This is a genomic window from Nocardia sp. BSTN01 (genome assembly GCF_015354405.1).
Taxonomy (GTDB): Bacteria; Actinomycetota; Actinomycetes; order Mycobacteriales; family Mycobacteriaceae; genus Nocardia.
The window spans coordinates 336,603-350,918 of the sequence record NZ_JADKYP010000002.1 but is presented as its reverse complement, the minus strand read 5'-3'; the positions used below and the strand labels follow the sequence as shown (position 1 = coordinate 350,918).

Genomic DNA, 14,316 nt, shown 5'->3' with positions numbered 1-14,316 from the left:
GTCGCTGTCCGGGCGATCGCCGGCGAGAACGAACGGAACCGCAGTCGGCAGGGGCAGTCGAGGAGGTCGGCCGTGCACACAGCGGTGACGACGGCAATCACACGGCGTGAGTTGATGCGGCTCACGGGAATCACAGCGCATTCGGTCAGCCGCCGCGGCGGCCGATCGCTCAATGCCGACGCGGTGTCGGGCTATATCGACTCCGCTGTCGGGCGCAGCGCCTTCGCCGTCGCGGACGGCATCGGCGATCATCTGCTGGCCGCGCGGGCGGCGCGCAGCGTGGCGCAGGTCGCCGCGCGGGTGGCCGTCGGTGGCAGCGCGGCCGCCGGAATCCTTGCCGCACAACAACAATTGCTGCGCGAATTCCCCGAACCCTCCGCCGATAGCGTGGTGGTCGTGGCCGTGTGCCCGACACCGGACCGCATCGAGGGACCCTGTGATATCGCCTGGGTCGGCGACTGCCGGGCCTACCACTGGAACGGTCGAGTGCTGCATCAGATCACCAGCGATCACACCGTCGCCGAGATGATGAACGCCCGCGGCGTCGCCGTCGCGCCCCGGATGCACCACATGGTCACGACCTCGGCGCGGACCGTGCGGCCGGACGCCGTGGGCCACGGCATCACCGGCACGGGCACCGGCCGCTGGCTGCTCAGCACGGACGGGGTGCACAAGACGCTGGCGATGACCGAGATCAAGCAGATCCTCGCCGACGCCGACTCCGCGTCGACCGCCGCGGACGCCCTGGTCGAGGCGGCGATCACGGCCGGTGCCACCGACAACACCACCGCACTGGTCTTCGATCACGGCTGACCGGCGGGCACACCGGTCGCGGCCGCGGCGGGTACACCGGCCGCTGCCGCGGCCAGGACCCGGCGCAGCGGCCACGGCAATTCGCGAAACAGCGCGGTCATCGCGGCGGCGGTGCCGCGCGGATCGGTGCGCCCGGACAGGTAGGCGCGCTGCAGATCCGGTGGCAGGGCGAAGAAGGCGTCGAAGAACGCCGGAAGTTCGTGTGGCGGCAGCGCCAGCAGCGCCCGCAGTCCGGCCTTGCGCAGGGCGAACACCAGCCGCGCCGAGACCGGCCAGAGACTGCGACCGGTGGCGACGGCGTCGGCCGCGGCCAGTGCGGCGCCGACGCTGTAACCGGTCGCCGGATGCAGCAGTCCGCCCGCCGCCCCGAAGACGCCGTCGCCAGCCCGGCCGCCCTCGACCGGGAAGCGCACCCGTTCGACCGGGGCGTCCGCACCGAATTCGATTCCGCGGCAGCGCAATCGATGTTCCAGCCGGCGCCGCAACTCGTCGAGGCCGATCGCCGGCCGCCCGGCCAGGCAGGTCTCCTCGAACAGCACTCGGTCCCCGCCCAGCGGGATCGTGTACAGGAACGACGCCGGTTCGGCGGCGCCGGCACCGTTGTCGCGGGACCAGTCCATGAAGACGGCCGGTTCGCGATCACGGTGCAGCACAATGCCGTACGCGGTCTGCTCGGCTCGCCGCGCGTCGCGGGCCAGTCCGCGCGCGTCGACCACGCGGCGCGCGGTCAGGATCCGGCCCGAGGCCAGCCGCACCCGCCCGCCTCGGTCGATATCCAGTACCCGGTCGGCGATCACCCGCACCCGGGACAGGTCCAGAGCGTCCTGCAGCGCGGCGGTGCCGAAAACCTGGTAGGCGCGGGCGATGCCGACTTCCCGCGTACCCCGGGCCAGCGGTCGCTCGACCGTCGCGGCCACGACCCGGGCCGGTAACCAGTCCGGCAATTCGTCGGCCCAGGTGGCGTAGGTCGCGGGCCAGCGGCGCCACGGATGCGGATCGATCGCGGTCACGGTGAGTCCGTGGACGGCCGCGCGATGCGCCAGCGCCCGCCCCGCCGGGCCGAGCCCGCAGACGATGAGATCGGCACTCATGCCGCCATTGCAGCAGATCGACCGGCCGCGGTGTGCCCGCCCGTCGCATCACGACGGGTGTGTCGGGTCCGGTAGGGTCGACCCACGATGCCCGGGGGGAGACCACGACCGCGGAGGGCGCTGCCCCGGGACGCGGAAGGTGGCAGCAGATGACGTATCCCCCCGGACCCGGGCCGTACGGCTACGGCCCGCAACAACCCCACGACGCGGGGTGGGGGCGCGACCCGAACCAGCCCGGCTCCGGCTGGGACGCGGCGCCCAGCGGGTGGGAGACACCGGCGTGGGATCAGCAGATGCCCGCCCCGCACTGGGGGCAGCCCGCTCCCGGCGGCTACCCGACACCCCCGCCACCGAAGAACAACACCGGGCTCATCGTCGGCATCGTCTTCGGCGTGATCGCGCTGCTGGTGATCGCGGGTGGCATCGTCGTGGTCGCGACGCGCGACTCCGGCAGCGACAACCAGGCCGCCGGAACCAGCACTCCCGCGCTCGTTCCCGCGACCACCGAGTCCCCGACCACCACCGCAGCACCCACCACCAGCGCGAGTCCCGAGACCTCCGGCCACCTGAGCTATCAGGAATACGGGCACGACTGGAACTTCAAGGCCGGCGATGTGGAACTGCACGCCGACTGGGTGGAGGGCCGCGATCATCCCAGCTGCGCCGATATCGAGGTCGGCGGCAAGCTCACCTCGCTGGGCTGCCAGTACGCCGCGGAGATGGTGTACAAGGCCGAGGGTGGTTCGCTGATGCTGACCCAATTCATCGTCGGCATGTCGAGCAGCGAGAAGGCCGCGGCCGCACCGGACGCCTACACCGACGACGACCTGAAACTGCGGCCCGGCACCTACATCTCGAACTTCGCGACCGGCAAATGGAAGGACGACGCCGAAAAGCAGTTCCTGGTCATCACCTTCGCCACCGCCACCAGCTCGGTGGACGAGGACACCGTGAAGAAGTACCTGAAGTACCGGCACGGCGACATTCTCGGCGCCCTCGCCTTCCGCTGACCGGGTGTGCGGTCGTCCGGCTCAGATACCGCCGGTCGCGAGCAGGCCGCCGTCGACCCGCACCACCTCGCCGGTGATCCACGCGGCCTGATCGGAGACCAGGAATCCGACCAGCGCGGCCACATCCTCCGGCGCGCCCAGGCGGCGCAGCGGGTAGGTCGCGGCCACGGCCTCCTCGTTGTCGGTGACCAGCGCGTCGGCGAATTTCGTCTTGACCACGCCCGGCGCGACGGCGTTGACCCGGATCGAGGGGCCCAGCTGCCAGGCCAGTTCCTCGGTGAGCCGGATGAGGGCCGCCTTGGACGCGCCGTAGGCGGCGATCACACCCGTCGAGCGGATGCCGGCCACACTCGCGAGGTTCACCACCGCGCCGCCGTGCTCACCCATCCACGCCCGATAGGCCTGCTGCACATAGCCCAGCGCCGCGACCACGTTGACGTCGAAGATCTTGCGCACCGCCCCGAGATCGGCCTCCATCAGCGATCCGTAGACGGGGTTGATGCCGGTGTTGTTGATCAGGATGTCCAGGGATCCGAATTCGGCGACCGCGGTGTCCACCTGCTCGGCGCGCGCCGCCTCGTCACCCGAATTGCCCGCCAGCGCGACGACCGTGCCGGGATGGCCCAGCGCCCGCAGCCGGTCGGCCGCCTCGGCCAGCGGTTCCGGCTTGCGGGCGGTGATCAGCACGTTCGCCCCGCGCCGCAGCAGTTCCGCCGCCACCGCGTAGCCGATGCCGCGGCTTGCGCCGCTGACCAGCGCACCCTTACCCAACAGATCCTCGCTCATGGATCGCGACCTTACGTCAGGTCGGCGTGGGCGCCGCCGCGGACCCGGGGCGGGGTGCTGCGCAGCACTTGGAAGCCGGCGCCGGAGACCATGACCGGAATGCGGCGCGCGGCCTGCAGGTAGCGGATCCGCGCGGAGGGGGGCAGGTCCGGCCACGGCAGCGGTTCGGCGTCGTCGGGATCGGGGTGTGCGGACTCGCCGAGCAGGGCGCGCCGATCCGCGATCCGGCGTTCGTAGTCGAGCCGTGCCAGCAGCCCGATCTCGTCGTCGTCGAAGGTGACCGCGAAGGCCGGATCGAAGGCGGGCACCATGAAGCAGCCGATCGCGGCCAGATCCTCGCCGATCCCGCGGGCCTGCAGCCGATAGGTCCGGCGAGCGTGGTCGCTCAGCTCGTTCCAGTGCCGCAGGGCGGCGGCGTCGGCCGGCGCCTCACCGGTGGTCATGACGGTGTGGGCGCGGGCCTGATGGTCGACCCGTTCGCTGGTCTCGTGCAGGGCTCTGCCGAGTTGTTCGCTGACCCGGTCGGTGACGTATCCGGTGAGACTGTCGATGACGCGGTCCTGTGCGGTGAGCCGGGCCTTCATCCGCCGGCATTCGTGCAGCACCGCCTGGGCGTCGAGGAAGGTCTGCTCGGAACGGCGGTCACCGGTGCGTCCGAGCACGTCCTGACCGACCATGATCACGATCATGAACACCAGCTGGGCGAGTGTGGACAGAAACGCCATGAAGGCGAACGGAAACGGGTCCAAGCGCTGAATTCCCGCCTGCGCCAGCACAACCCACATAATCTGCGAACCGAGCGCGAGATAGAAGCCCCAGACGCTGCCCAGCCGCTCGGTCAGCCACACCGCGATCCGGTCGTTGGTGCTGACCGCCTGGTCGGCGGCCTGCGGTGGCGGCTGCACCCGATGGCGTTCGATCCACGGATGCGGCGTCGACTCGAGCAGGCTCAGGCCCCGGCTGAGCGCGCGGTCGTGGTGGTCCAGATGTGCCTGCAGATCGGCGACCTGGGCGAAGATCGCCTCGGTGTTCTCGTAGGTCTGCACCGACCGGCGGTCGGCGGCGGCGCTGAGCACCCGCTGACCGACCAGGATCACCAGGCACAGAATCAGCTGGGCGACATTGTCGACGAACAGCAGGAACGGGAACGGGTACGGGTCCACCGGGCGCAACGGACCCCAGATCGCGAGCGCCATCCAGGTGCTGAATCCGATCAGCACCAGATACAGCGCGGGCATCGACCCGATCCAGCGCGTGAGGGCGGCGGCGACGGCATCGTTGACACCGAGGCGTTCGTCGGCCATCGTCACCGCGCCGGTGGGCGCATCGGCCGTTGCGCCATTGTGCGCGTTCGGGTCGGCGCCGCGTATCTCGCCGGCTCGGCTGTCGCTGCTCACCTCTACGGCCCCCTCGCCTGCGCTCGTCCGATATCGCGCACTGTACGTGCCCGATATGGCGAGTGCGTATCCGAGAGGCGGGGGAGCGCGGCGCGTAATGGTGAAACCTGCGGCGGTGCAGGGGGCTTCGGTCGGAAGCGACGTCAGCTCGCGCGCGCCGACGTCTGCGACAACAGCGTGGTGACCAGTTCGTGTGCGTAGTCCGCGGTCACCGGGCCCGTTCCGAAGAGCGTGCGAATGTACATGGGCGCCAACAGGTGATCGAGGATGTCGAGAGCACTGGGCGCGCGGTCGCCGCGGGCGTGGGCCCGATCGAGCATGCGTTGGATCTGGCGGCCGCGTTCGGCGAGGAAGGCGTCCCGCGCGCGCAGGCCCGCGTCGCCCGCACTCGACAGCGCGATCATCAGGCGCAGCACCGCCACTCCGTCGGGGCCGCTGAGGTCGTGGGCCACCCCGGTGGCGTAGGCGCGCAGGTCGCCGGTGAGGTCGCCGGTGTCCGGAATCGGTGACGTGCTGGTCAGCCAGCCCAGGGTGACATCGGCGGTGAGCTGTTCGAGCGTGCCCCAACGCCGGTAGATGCTCGTGTCGGCGACTCCGGCGCGCGCGGCGACATCGGCGACGGTGAAGGCGCCGTAGCCGCGCTCGGCCACCAGTTCCATCACCGCCCGGTGCACCGCCGCCGCTACGCGCGCACCGCGGCCGCCCGGACGCCGCGCCTTACCGGTGTCTGCCATGCCCCGATCTTAACGCAGCGCACACTTGCGTTTAGCGTCGTGCGCCTCTACGGTTCAAACGCAGCTGACAGCTGCGTTAGATCTCCCACCATACGAATCCGCATGGAGTCGCCATGACCACTCCCATCGACCACATCGACGCTGCCCTGGACGCGACCACGCGGATCGTCGCCGGTCTGCGCGCCGATCTGCTCGCGACGCCGTCGCTGTGCGCCGGCTGGGATCTGCGCTTCGAACTGAATCACCTGGTCGGCGGGATGCGGATCTTCGCCGCCGAACTCGCCGGAACAGAGGCCGAGCAGGATCATCACGACGAGTGGCTCGGCGGTGACCCGCACGGGGCCTTCGCCACCGCCGCCGAACTCGATCGCGCGGCCTGGCATCGGCCGGACGCCTTGTCCGCGACCGTGCGGCTGGGATTCGGTGCGGTACCCGCGCCCCTGGCCGCACAGATCCATCGCACCGAAATCCTCGTCCACGGAATAGATCTCGCCGTCGTCGCGGGCCTGACGGATCGCATCGACGAACGGCAGAGCGCCGAATTGCTGGCCACCATGCGGGCGATGGACTTCGACATGTTCCGCCGGCCCGGGATGTTCGCGGCGGCGGTCCCGGCCCCCGCGCAGGCGCCGCCGCATCGGCACCTGCTGGCCTTCCTCGGCCGCGACGTGCCCGACGTGTCGCTCAGCGTCGCAGCAGATCGGTGATCACGTCGACCACGGCGTCCGGCGCCTCCTCGGCCATGAAATGCCCCAGGGCGAGAGTGCGATGGTCGAGATCGGTCGCCCACTCGCGCCAGACCGCGGCCGCGTCGTATCCGAGTGCGGCGCCCCAATCCTGCTGAATCACGGTGACCGGCATGGTGAGTCGCCGTCCGGCGGCGCGGTCGGCCCGATCGTGGTCGAGATCGACGGTGGCCGAGGCGCGGTAGTCGGCGACGATCGAATCGACCGCGCCGGCGCACGCCCGCAGGTACTCCGCGCGGACGTCGCCGGGAATCGCCCCGGGGTGCAGGCACCAGGCGTCGAGGAAGTGGCCGAAGAAGTCGTCGGCGCTCGCGCGGATCATGCGCTCGGGCAGCCCGGGCGGTTGAGCCATCAGATACAGATGGAACGCCACCGCGGCGGTGTGGCCGTGCAGGACCTCCCACATGTCCGGCGTCGGCAGCACATCCAGCACCGCGAGATGGGAGATCCGATCGGGCCGGTCGAGTCCCGCGCGGATCGCGACCAGGGCGCCGCGGTCGTGCCCGGCCAGCGCGAACCGATCGAATCCGAAGTGGTCGGCCAGTGCGATCACATCCGAGGCCATCGTGCGTTTGGCGTAGGTGTCCGGGCCGGTGGCAACCGGTTTGCCGCTGTCGCCGTAGCCGCGCAGATCCGGGCACAGCACCGTGTGCTCGCGGGCCAGTGCCGGGGCGACGTGACGCCACATCAGATGCGTCTGCGGGAAGCCGTGCAACAGCACGATCGGAGTTCCGGAGCCGGCGTGCGCCACGGACAACGCGACATGCTCGGCGACCGGAACACGGTCGTAGTCGAAACCGGGGACGGTGGGTGCGGACATGCGGTGACGATCCCTTCTCTAGGCTGGTTCGGTGCGCGATCGATACTCGGCGGCGGGAATGAGCAACCGATGAGTGCGCAGCTCACCGACCCCGATGCCGCTCCCTCGGCCGGTGTCCTGGGCCCGGTGCGGGCCGTCGCCGCGGACGGGACGCCGCTGCCGCTGCACGGCCCCCGCCACGCCGAGGTGCTGGCCCGTCTGATCGCCGCGGCGGGACGGGTGGTGCCGGTGCCGGCAGTGGTGGGAGACCTGTGGGAGGAGCCGCCGGCGGGAGCGGTAGCCGCCGTGCGCACCTTCGTCGCCGCGCTGCGGCGTGCCCTGGAACCCGCCCGCGCACCGCGCACCCCTTCCCGCGTGATCGTCACCGAGGGCGCCGGCTACCGGCTGATGTTGCCCCGCGACCACGTGGACGCCTGGTATTTCGACGATCTGGTCCGCGCGGCGGCGAATCAGGCCGGGCCCGCGCGGATAGCGACGCTCGAGACGGCTCTCGCGCTCTGGCGCGGAGACGCCTACGGCGACTACCGGTGGGCGAGGGGAGAAGCCGCGAAACTCGCCGAACTCCGTTCGGCCGCAGTGGAAACGCTCGCGGAGGCGCGGATCCGGCAGGGTCGGCCGGAACAGGCCGTCGCCGAACTCGAAACGCATCTGCACGCCCATCCCGCGCGGGAACGGGCGTGGCTGCTGCAGGCGCGCGGGCTGTGGCAGGCCGGGCGCCGGGAAGACGCGCTGGCGGCACTGCGGCGGGCTCGCACCCGGCTCGGCGCGGAGGCCGGACTGGATCCCAGCGCCGAACTGATCGCCCTCGAACGCGAAATCCTCACCGGGGAACCGGAATTCGGCGAGCATCGATTGTGGCGTGAGACCGTCGCCGCCTACGGTGCCACCGGCCCGCGCAGCCGCCTGACCTCCTCCGCCGACCTCCTGCGCGGCCTGGCCCTCACCGACGCGACCGGTCTCATGACCGCCCAGGACCGCAGGGCGGGCGCGATCGACGACCTGTCCGCGATCGACGATCCCGAACTCACGGCCACCGCGCTGACTCGCATGGAGGTCCCCGGGGTCTGGTCGGTACTCGACGACCCGGCCCGGTCGGCGCGCGTGGCCGAGGCCGCCCGCACCACCCTCGAGCGCTTGGACGCCGAGGCCGCGCCCGCGCTGCGCGCCCGGCTGCTCGCGCTGTTCGCCATCGAAACCCGCGGCCGCCGTGGCACTTCCGGTGCCGAGGCCGCGCGCGCCGCCGAAGGCATCGCCCGCGACCTGGGTGATCCGTCCGTGCTCGTGCTCGCTCTCGACGCCCGATTCCTGCAGTCCTTCCACACCCCGGGCCGATGGCCGATGCGGGCGCGGCTCGCGCGCGAGCTCATCACCGTGTCGAGCCGAGCCGACCTGTCGACCTACCTGATCCTGGGGCATCTCGTCGCGATGCAGGCCGCGGCCGCTCTGGGCGAGGTAGCCGCTGCCGACGAGCACGCCGCCACGGCCGACCGGCTCGCGGTGCGCTACGAGCGAGACCTGGTCGGTGTGTTCACCACCTGGTACCGCGCGCTGCGCACCGTCCTCACCGACCGGCCGGAGCCGGAGGTGGCGGACGCCTACGAACGCGCACTCGCCACCCTGCCGGGCTGCGGAATGCCCGGTGTGGCAGCCGGTCTCGCGCCGCTGACCCGCCTGTGCCTCGCGCTGCGGGCCGGCCGCGACCCGGCCGAATTCGCCGCGGACGACTTCGGGCCGAACACCCCCTACGTCGCCGCCCTGCTTCAACCGGGGCGCGCTCACGAGCTGCTGCGTGCGGCGCCGGCCCCGCCGCCGGACCACCTGGCCGAATTGCGTTGGGCGCTACTGGGAATCGCCGCCGACCGATTCGCGGACCGGGAGACCGCGCGCCAGGTGCACCGCGCGCTGACCCCGGTGCGCGGCGAACTGCTGGGGGCGGGCACCGGCATGCTGAGCCTCGGCCCGGCCGGCGCGCTCCTGGATCGTTCGGCACCGTAACGAAACATCCGGCGCCTGTGGGGTGTGGTGCACGGGTGCGAACTGTTCGTGCCGCACCTGCGCCGCGCCCGACGCGGCGGCATCATCAACGTGGCCTCGGCGGCCGGATTCGCCGCCGCGCCCGCGATGGCCCCGTACAACGTCTCCAAAGCGGCCGTGGTGTCGCTGTCGGAAACCCTCGCCGCCGAACTGTCCGGCACCGGCCTGGCCGTGACGGTGCTGTGCCCGACCTTCGTGCGCACCAACGTCGCCCGCGACGGACGCATCACCGCCGGATCGGCCCGGCTGGCCACCGAACTGATGCGCTGGACCGGCTTCTCGCCCGACCATGTCGCGCGCATCACCCTCGACGCCCACGAGCGCGGTCGCCTGCAGGTGCTGCCGCAGCTGGACGCGAGGGTCGTCTTCGGACCCAATTCCGGCCCCGGGCACAATTCGGCGCTGGTGTACCTGGAGGCGCAGATCGATTATCTGGCCGCGGCGATCGGCATGCTGCTGGAACGGAATCTGCATTCGCTCGAGGTGCGCCGTGACCGGCAGGACCGCTACAACCACCGTTTGCAGCGCCGGCTGCGGGCGACCACCTGGGCCGGCTGGCCGATCTGCAGGCGGCCGTCAGCGCACGCCTGGACGAGATCGCCCACGACATGATGGCGGCCGCCAAGGAACATATCGTCGACACGCACGGCCCCGGCCGGCTGCCCGACACCGACGACGAAATCGCCGAAACCGCCAAGATGCTCAATCATTTGCGCGGTCTCGCCGTCACGGCGGTGAACAACACCCTGGCCCGGTCGCTGGACCGCGTGCTGCGGGAGGAACTGGGCGACTACCTCGCCGAGGCCGTGGACCGCCGCGCCAAGGACAGCTGACCGCGCCCGCGCGGTCAGGACCGGCCGGGACCATTCCCGGGCGCCGCCGGTGCGCCCGCGCCGTGCCGGATTTCCAGCCGCCGTTCCAGTCCGTCGATGATCAGGGCGAGAGCGAATTCGAACTGCTCACCGACGCGCCCGTCGGTCTCGCGAGCGGAGGCGACCGCGCGCAGCAGCGGGAATCCGGACTCGTTGCCCAGCGTGCGCCGCACCGCGGCCGCCTGTGGGTCGAGCGGCCCGCCGCCGACGTCGAGCGCCTCGCGCGCGGCCGAATAGGCCATCGCCGCAACGAGTTTCAGCGTCCGCCCGGCTTCGCCGGGATCCAGTCCGGCGCGGACCAGCGTGGCCATGATTCGCTCGACCAGGAGCAGCGCCGACAGCCCCGCCTTCCCGTCGAACCGGACGTAGGCGATGAGCGCACCGACCTGCACCAGGGCGTCGACGACCGCGTGGCCGAACAATCGCAGCAACTCGCGCCAGTCCGCACGTTCGGGCAGATCGACGCGGCCGAAGCCGGTGTCGAACGCGTCGAACGCGACCAGTTCGAGCAGGCCCTGGCGATCGCTGACGTGATAGTTCAGCGATTTGCGATGCACGCCCAGCGCATCGGCCACCGCCTGCATGGTCAGATTCTCCGGCTCCAGATCGCGTGCGGCGGCGAGGATGCGGCGGCGGTTCAGCCGGGGCGGGCGCCCGCGCCGACGCCCCGCGGCGACCACGGCATCACCGGAATCTGCCATGGGTGGCCTCGCTGTTCCTCGGAAGGCGGCGGTCGGCACGACGCGTCGCACGACTTTGGGCGAGCGCGCCGTATGTCGAGCGTAGCCGCTTTTTCCCGGCCGGAGAAAATAATGTGCGAACTTTCCCGGTCTCGGCGGGGCCGTGCGCCGGGCTAGGATCGACGATCGGTCCTCGGCCGAAGACCAGGCAGGAGTATGTGATGGCGTCGAAAGCCGCCGGGCAGCGTCGCCGGCCCACCCAGGAGCGGGCCAAGGCGACCCGGGAGCACATCCTCGACACCGCCGCCCGGCTGTTCGGTGAGCGCGGCATCGCCAACACCTCGACCAACCGGATCGCCGCCGAGGCCGGTATGAGCATCGGCACCGTGTACCGCTACTTCTCCGATCGCACCGTCATCGTCGAGGAGCTGCTCGCACGCCTGCTCGAGAACATCGAAAAGCGCGCCACCGACAGCATTTTCGACCGCTCGGACGCCACCATGCACGAGCTGACCGCGCGCCTGCTGAACTCGATCGCCGAGGAGCTGGTGGCCAACGCGCTGCTTGTCCGCGCGCTGGTCGCCGGGGTGCAGTTCTACAGCAGCGGCATTCCGGAATTCGAGCCGCGGCTGCGCCTGCTGATCAAGGTGCTGCTGATCCAGGTGCTCGGCCCCGGTAACGATCACGAATACGACGTGATGACCTTCGTGGTGATCAACACCGGCTTCTCCGCGGTGCTGCGGGCCTCGGCCATCGAATTCGACGAGCAGCAGCGCCGCGAGGCCATCGACATGACGGCGCGCATGATCGGCGACTGGATCGACGCCGAGGCCGCGCGCCGCGGCGGCGCTGGGGCCCCGGCGCCGAGCCTCAGATGACGGTGCCGATATCGGCGGCGACGATGCGGTCGAGCGCGCGCTCGGCGACCGCGGCGATGGTCATCGACGGATTGCAGGCCGCCGTACTGCCCGGAATCAGGGCGCCGTCGAGAACGTAGAGACCGCGCGTACCGTGGACTCGTCCCTCCAGGTCGCAGACCGTGCCCATCGGCGCGCCACCGAGTGGATGCCAGGTGCTCGGGGCCGCGGCATTGGTGTCGAGCACCGTACTGCCGGGTCCCGCGATGGCATGGACGCGCGCGGCGATGCGCTGCTGCAGTGCGGCGTCGGCGTCGGCGGGCCAGTACAGTTTCGCGTCGTCGGTGGCCGCGTCGTAGGCGAGATGTCCACGGCCGTCGGTGATTCCGAATCCGACCAGCATGGTCGAATGCGCGTCCACGCCGGCCGGCGGAATCGACGCCTGGATCACGGTATTGGCGACGGCCGGGTCGTCCCACTCCTTGCTGCCGTAGACCACCGGCCCGCCCTGGGCGGTGCCGAAATCGTCGGTGGGGCTGGTCCAGGTGAAGATCCGGTCGCCGTTGTTGCCCCACTGACCGCCGAGGCCGTCGGGCAGATCCGGGATCTGTCCCTTCGCGGCGGCCCGCAGCAGCAGCTTGGTGGTGTTGATACTGCCCGCGGCCATGATCAGCGCGTTCGAGGTGAGAACCAGCTGTTCGACGACCCGTCCGGCGGTATCGATCCGATCGACGCTGATCTGCCACCGGCCGTCGGGCGTGCGCGCCACATCGGTGACCTCGTGCTGGGTTCGCACGGTGGCGCGGCCGGTGGCCTCGGCGCGGGCCAGATAGGTGACATCGACGGAATGTTTGCCGCCGTTGTTCACCCCGAGCGCGCAGTCGCCGTTGATGTAGGAGGGCTTCATCTCGCCGCGCACCTCGCGCAACGCGAAGCTCCAGTCGATCGGCATGGGGATTTTCGACAGCTCGTAGCCGGCCGCGCCGACGTTGCGCGCGAACGCCCGGGAGGGCAGATAGGTGGGGCTGTCGATCAGCTCGTCGGGCGCGACGCCGGCGCCCAGCATCCGCGCCACCCGCGGATAGTGTTCCCGCGCCATCAGCGCGTAGTCGAGTTCGGCGGGGAAGACCTCGGAGAAGGTCGCCTCGGTCGGCTGCAGCGTCATGCCCTGGTACACCAGCGAGCCGCCGCCGACACCCGCGGCGCAGACCGCGGTCATATTCTCCCCGACGACGGCCTCGAGCAGGCCGGTGTACGGCTCGAGCGCCACCGGCACGCCCAGCACCTCGGGAGCGGACCGGTACCAGAGCATGCGCCGGTCGGGGCGGGACGGATGCGGGAAGGTGTCGGCATTCGGGCCGGTCGGCCAGCGCATACCGCGTTCGAGGACCAGAACGTCGACGCCGGCCTCGGCCAGGCGCAGCGCGCTGACGCCGCCACCGAATCCGGAGCCGATGATGACGACCCGATGATCTTCCCTGGTCAGCGGGACCGACGTCTGCCGTCTCCCGGTGGTCATCCAGGGCTGGGCGCTCGCGGTGGCCGCGGTGGCCAGAGTCAGTCCGGCGGCGGTGGCGCCGAGCAGAAAGGAGCGTCGCTTCATCGGGGTCATGCACTCTCCATCAAGACCTACAGGTACGTAACATCGGTCGCGCGGTTCGCCTCGGACGCGAAAACAGGGTGCGTGCCCGGCGAGTGTGACCTAAACCAACCGGACAACTGTCTCCGGTTGCTAGGGCAGTGTGTACGACCGGACCCGTCTCGTCAACTGCAACTTGTTCCAATCGAGGTGGCCGGGGTTCGATGTCGTGAAATCCGCACGCGCCGAAGGGCACCGGGCGCGGATGGCGGCATCCGTCCGCCGTGTCGAGTCGCCGAACGCGTGCGGTAACGTCGATCAGATGACCGCGTCACCCCGGGCCAATCGAGGGCCGAAGGCCGCTGCGGCGAACCGACGGGCGTTGGTTCGCGCGGCGCGGGAGGTGTTCGCCGAGAACGGCTTCGACGCGCCGCTGAACTCGATCGCGCGCGCGGCGGGAGTGGGTCCCGGCGTGCTGTACCGGCATTTCCCGACCCGTGAATCGATGATTCTTGCGGTGTTCGACGACAACATCGTCGAGATCGAGCAGGTGGCGAATCGGCCGGGGACCACGGCGGTGGATCTGCTGGATTTCATCGTCGACCAGATCGCGGTCTCGGCCGGATTCATCGCCACCATCGACCCCACCGGTTTCGACGATCCGCGGCTGTTCGAGGTGTCGCGCCGGCTCGTCGACCTGATCGGCGCCAAACTGACCGATACCGATCTGCGCGGCTCGCTGCGCCCGGAACTCACCGCCGAGGATGTCGTGACCGCGCTGGCCATGCTGGCGGCCGTGCTCATCAAAACCGAACTTCCGGCGCGTCAGGCCACCGCGCGGCGGGCCTGGGGTCTGCTGATGCGCGGGCTCAGCCGCGAATCCGGCAGCTGAGCCGC

The 14,316-nt window shown here is 70.8% G+C and carries 14 protein-coding genes and 1 pseudogene; 8 read left to right on the top strand and 7 right to left on the bottom strand.

The features are described from left to right. The first annotated feature begins 72 nt into the window (after positions 1 to 72). On the top strand, positions 73 to 813 hold the full coding sequence (locus tag IRT45_RS03270) for a serine/threonine protein phosphatase (protein ID WP_309240776.1): 741 nt from the start codon (positions 73 to 75) through the stop codon (positions 811 to 813). Here the strand turns inward: IRT45_RS03270 and IRT45_RS03265 are convergent. Beyond that, positions 804 to 1,904, bottom strand: a complete 1,101-nt coding sequence (locus tag IRT45_RS03265) for a lycopene cyclase family protein (RefSeq protein WP_194804358.1) — start codon at positions 1,902 to 1,904, stop codon at positions 804 to 806. The genes IRT45_RS03270 and IRT45_RS03265 overlap by 10 nt on opposite strands. 149 nt (positions 1,905 to 2,053) lie before the next feature. On the opposite strand from IRT45_RS03265, the gene IRT45_RS03260 reads away from it, so the two are divergent. Then, complete coding sequence (locus tag IRT45_RS03260; RefSeq protein WP_194804357.1) at positions 2,054 to 2,914, top strand: hypothetical protein; 861 nt, start codon at positions 2,054 to 2,056, stop codon at positions 2,912 to 2,914. 21 nt (positions 2,915 to 2,935) lie between these two features. On the opposite strand, the gene IRT45_RS03255 is transcribed toward IRT45_RS03260, so the two are convergent. The 3 genes from IRT45_RS03255 to IRT45_RS03245 all read right to left on the bottom strand — a co-directional run bounded on the left by IRT45_RS03255 (position 2,936) and on the right by IRT45_RS03245 (position 5,831). Beyond that, positions 2,936 to 3,700 (bottom strand): SDR family oxidoreductase, encoded by a 765-nt coding sequence (locus tag IRT45_RS03255; protein ID WP_194804356.1) that lies wholly within the window; start codon positions 3,698 to 3,700, stop codon positions 2,936 to 2,938. 11 nt (positions 3,701 to 3,711) lie between these two features. Then, on the bottom strand, positions 3,712 to 5,097 hold the full coding sequence (locus IRT45_RS03250) for a DUF1003 domain-containing protein (protein WP_194804355.1): 1,386 nt from the start codon (positions 5,095 to 5,097) through the stop codon (positions 3,712 to 3,714). Positions 5,098 to 5,240: 143 nt separating this feature from the next. Beyond that, positions 5,241 to 5,831 carry a TetR/AcrR family transcriptional regulator gene (locus IRT45_RS03245; RefSeq protein ID WP_194804354.1) on the bottom strand — a complete coding sequence of 197 codons (591 nt, stop codon included), beginning with the start codon at positions 5,829 to 5,831 and terminating at the stop codon, positions 5,241 to 5,243. 113 nt (positions 5,832 to 5,944) lie between these two features. On the opposite strand from IRT45_RS03245, the gene IRT45_RS03240 reads away from it, so the two are divergent. Beyond that, entirely contained in the window at positions 5,945 to 6,538 is a 594-nt protein-coding gene (locus IRT45_RS03240; RefSeq protein WP_194804353.1) for a TIGR03086 family metal-binding protein, read from the top strand. Here IRT45_RS03240 and IRT45_RS03235 read toward each other — a convergent pair. Then, positions 6,516 to 7,397: an alpha/beta fold hydrolase gene (locus tag IRT45_RS03235; RefSeq protein WP_194804352.1), complete on the bottom strand. Its 882-nt coding sequence runs from the start codon at positions 7,395 to 7,397 to the stop codon at positions 6,516 to 6,518. The two genes, IRT45_RS03240 and IRT45_RS03235, sit on opposite strands and share 23 nt — an antisense overlap. Positions 7,398 to 7,466: 69 nt before the next feature. Between IRT45_RS03235 and IRT45_RS03230 the strand changes: the two genes are divergently transcribed. From IRT45_RS03230 to IRT45_RS03220, 3 genes and pseudogenes are all read left to right on the top strand, one after another. Then, positions 7,467 to 9,392, top strand: coding sequence for a BTAD domain-containing putative transcriptional regulator (locus tag IRT45_RS03230; RefSeq protein ID WP_194804351.1), 1,926 nt, complete (start codon positions 7,467 to 7,469; stop codon positions 9,390 to 9,392). A gap of 15 nt (positions 9,393 to 9,407) precedes the next feature. Further along, positions 9,408 to 9,800: pseudogene (locus IRT45_RS36610) on the top strand (SDR family NAD(P)-dependent oxidoreductase); the annotation flags it as partial. A 239-nt stretch (positions 9,801 to 10,039) separates the two neighbouring features. Then, entirely contained in the window at positions 10,040 to 10,264 is a 225-nt protein-coding gene (locus IRT45_RS03220) for a hypothetical protein (RefSeq protein WP_194804350.1), read from the top strand. 14 nt (positions 10,265 to 10,278) lie between these two features. Here the strand turns inward: IRT45_RS03220 and IRT45_RS03215 are convergent, their stop codons facing one another. After that, positions 10,279 to 11,004: a TetR/AcrR family transcriptional regulator C-terminal domain-containing protein gene (locus tag IRT45_RS03215; protein WP_194804349.1), complete on the bottom strand. Its 726-nt coding sequence runs from the start codon at positions 11,002 to 11,004 to the stop codon at positions 10,279 to 10,281. A gap of 200 nt (positions 11,005 to 11,204) precedes the next feature. Here IRT45_RS03215 and IRT45_RS03210 point away from each other — a divergent pair, with 200 nt between their 5' ends. Beyond that, complete coding sequence (locus IRT45_RS03210) at positions 11,205 to 11,861, top strand: TetR/AcrR family transcriptional regulator (protein WP_194804348.1); 657 nt, start codon at positions 11,205 to 11,207, stop codon at positions 11,859 to 11,861. On the opposite strand, the gene IRT45_RS03205 is transcribed toward IRT45_RS03210, so the two are convergent. After that, positions 11,854 to 13,452 (bottom strand): GMC oxidoreductase, encoded by a 1,599-nt coding sequence (locus IRT45_RS03205; RefSeq protein ID WP_194804347.1) that lies wholly within the window; start codon positions 13,450 to 13,452, stop codon positions 11,854 to 11,856. The two genes, IRT45_RS03210 and IRT45_RS03205, sit on opposite strands and share 8 nt — an antisense overlap. Before the next feature lie 289 nt (positions 13,453 to 13,741). Between IRT45_RS03205 and IRT45_RS03200 the strand changes: the two genes are divergently transcribed. Beyond that, complete coding sequence (locus IRT45_RS03200) at positions 13,742 to 14,311, top strand: TetR/AcrR family transcriptional regulator (RefSeq protein WP_194804346.1); 570 nt, start codon at positions 13,742 to 13,744, stop codon at positions 14,309 to 14,311. The last annotated feature ends 5 nt before the right edge of the window (positions 14,312 to 14,316 follow it).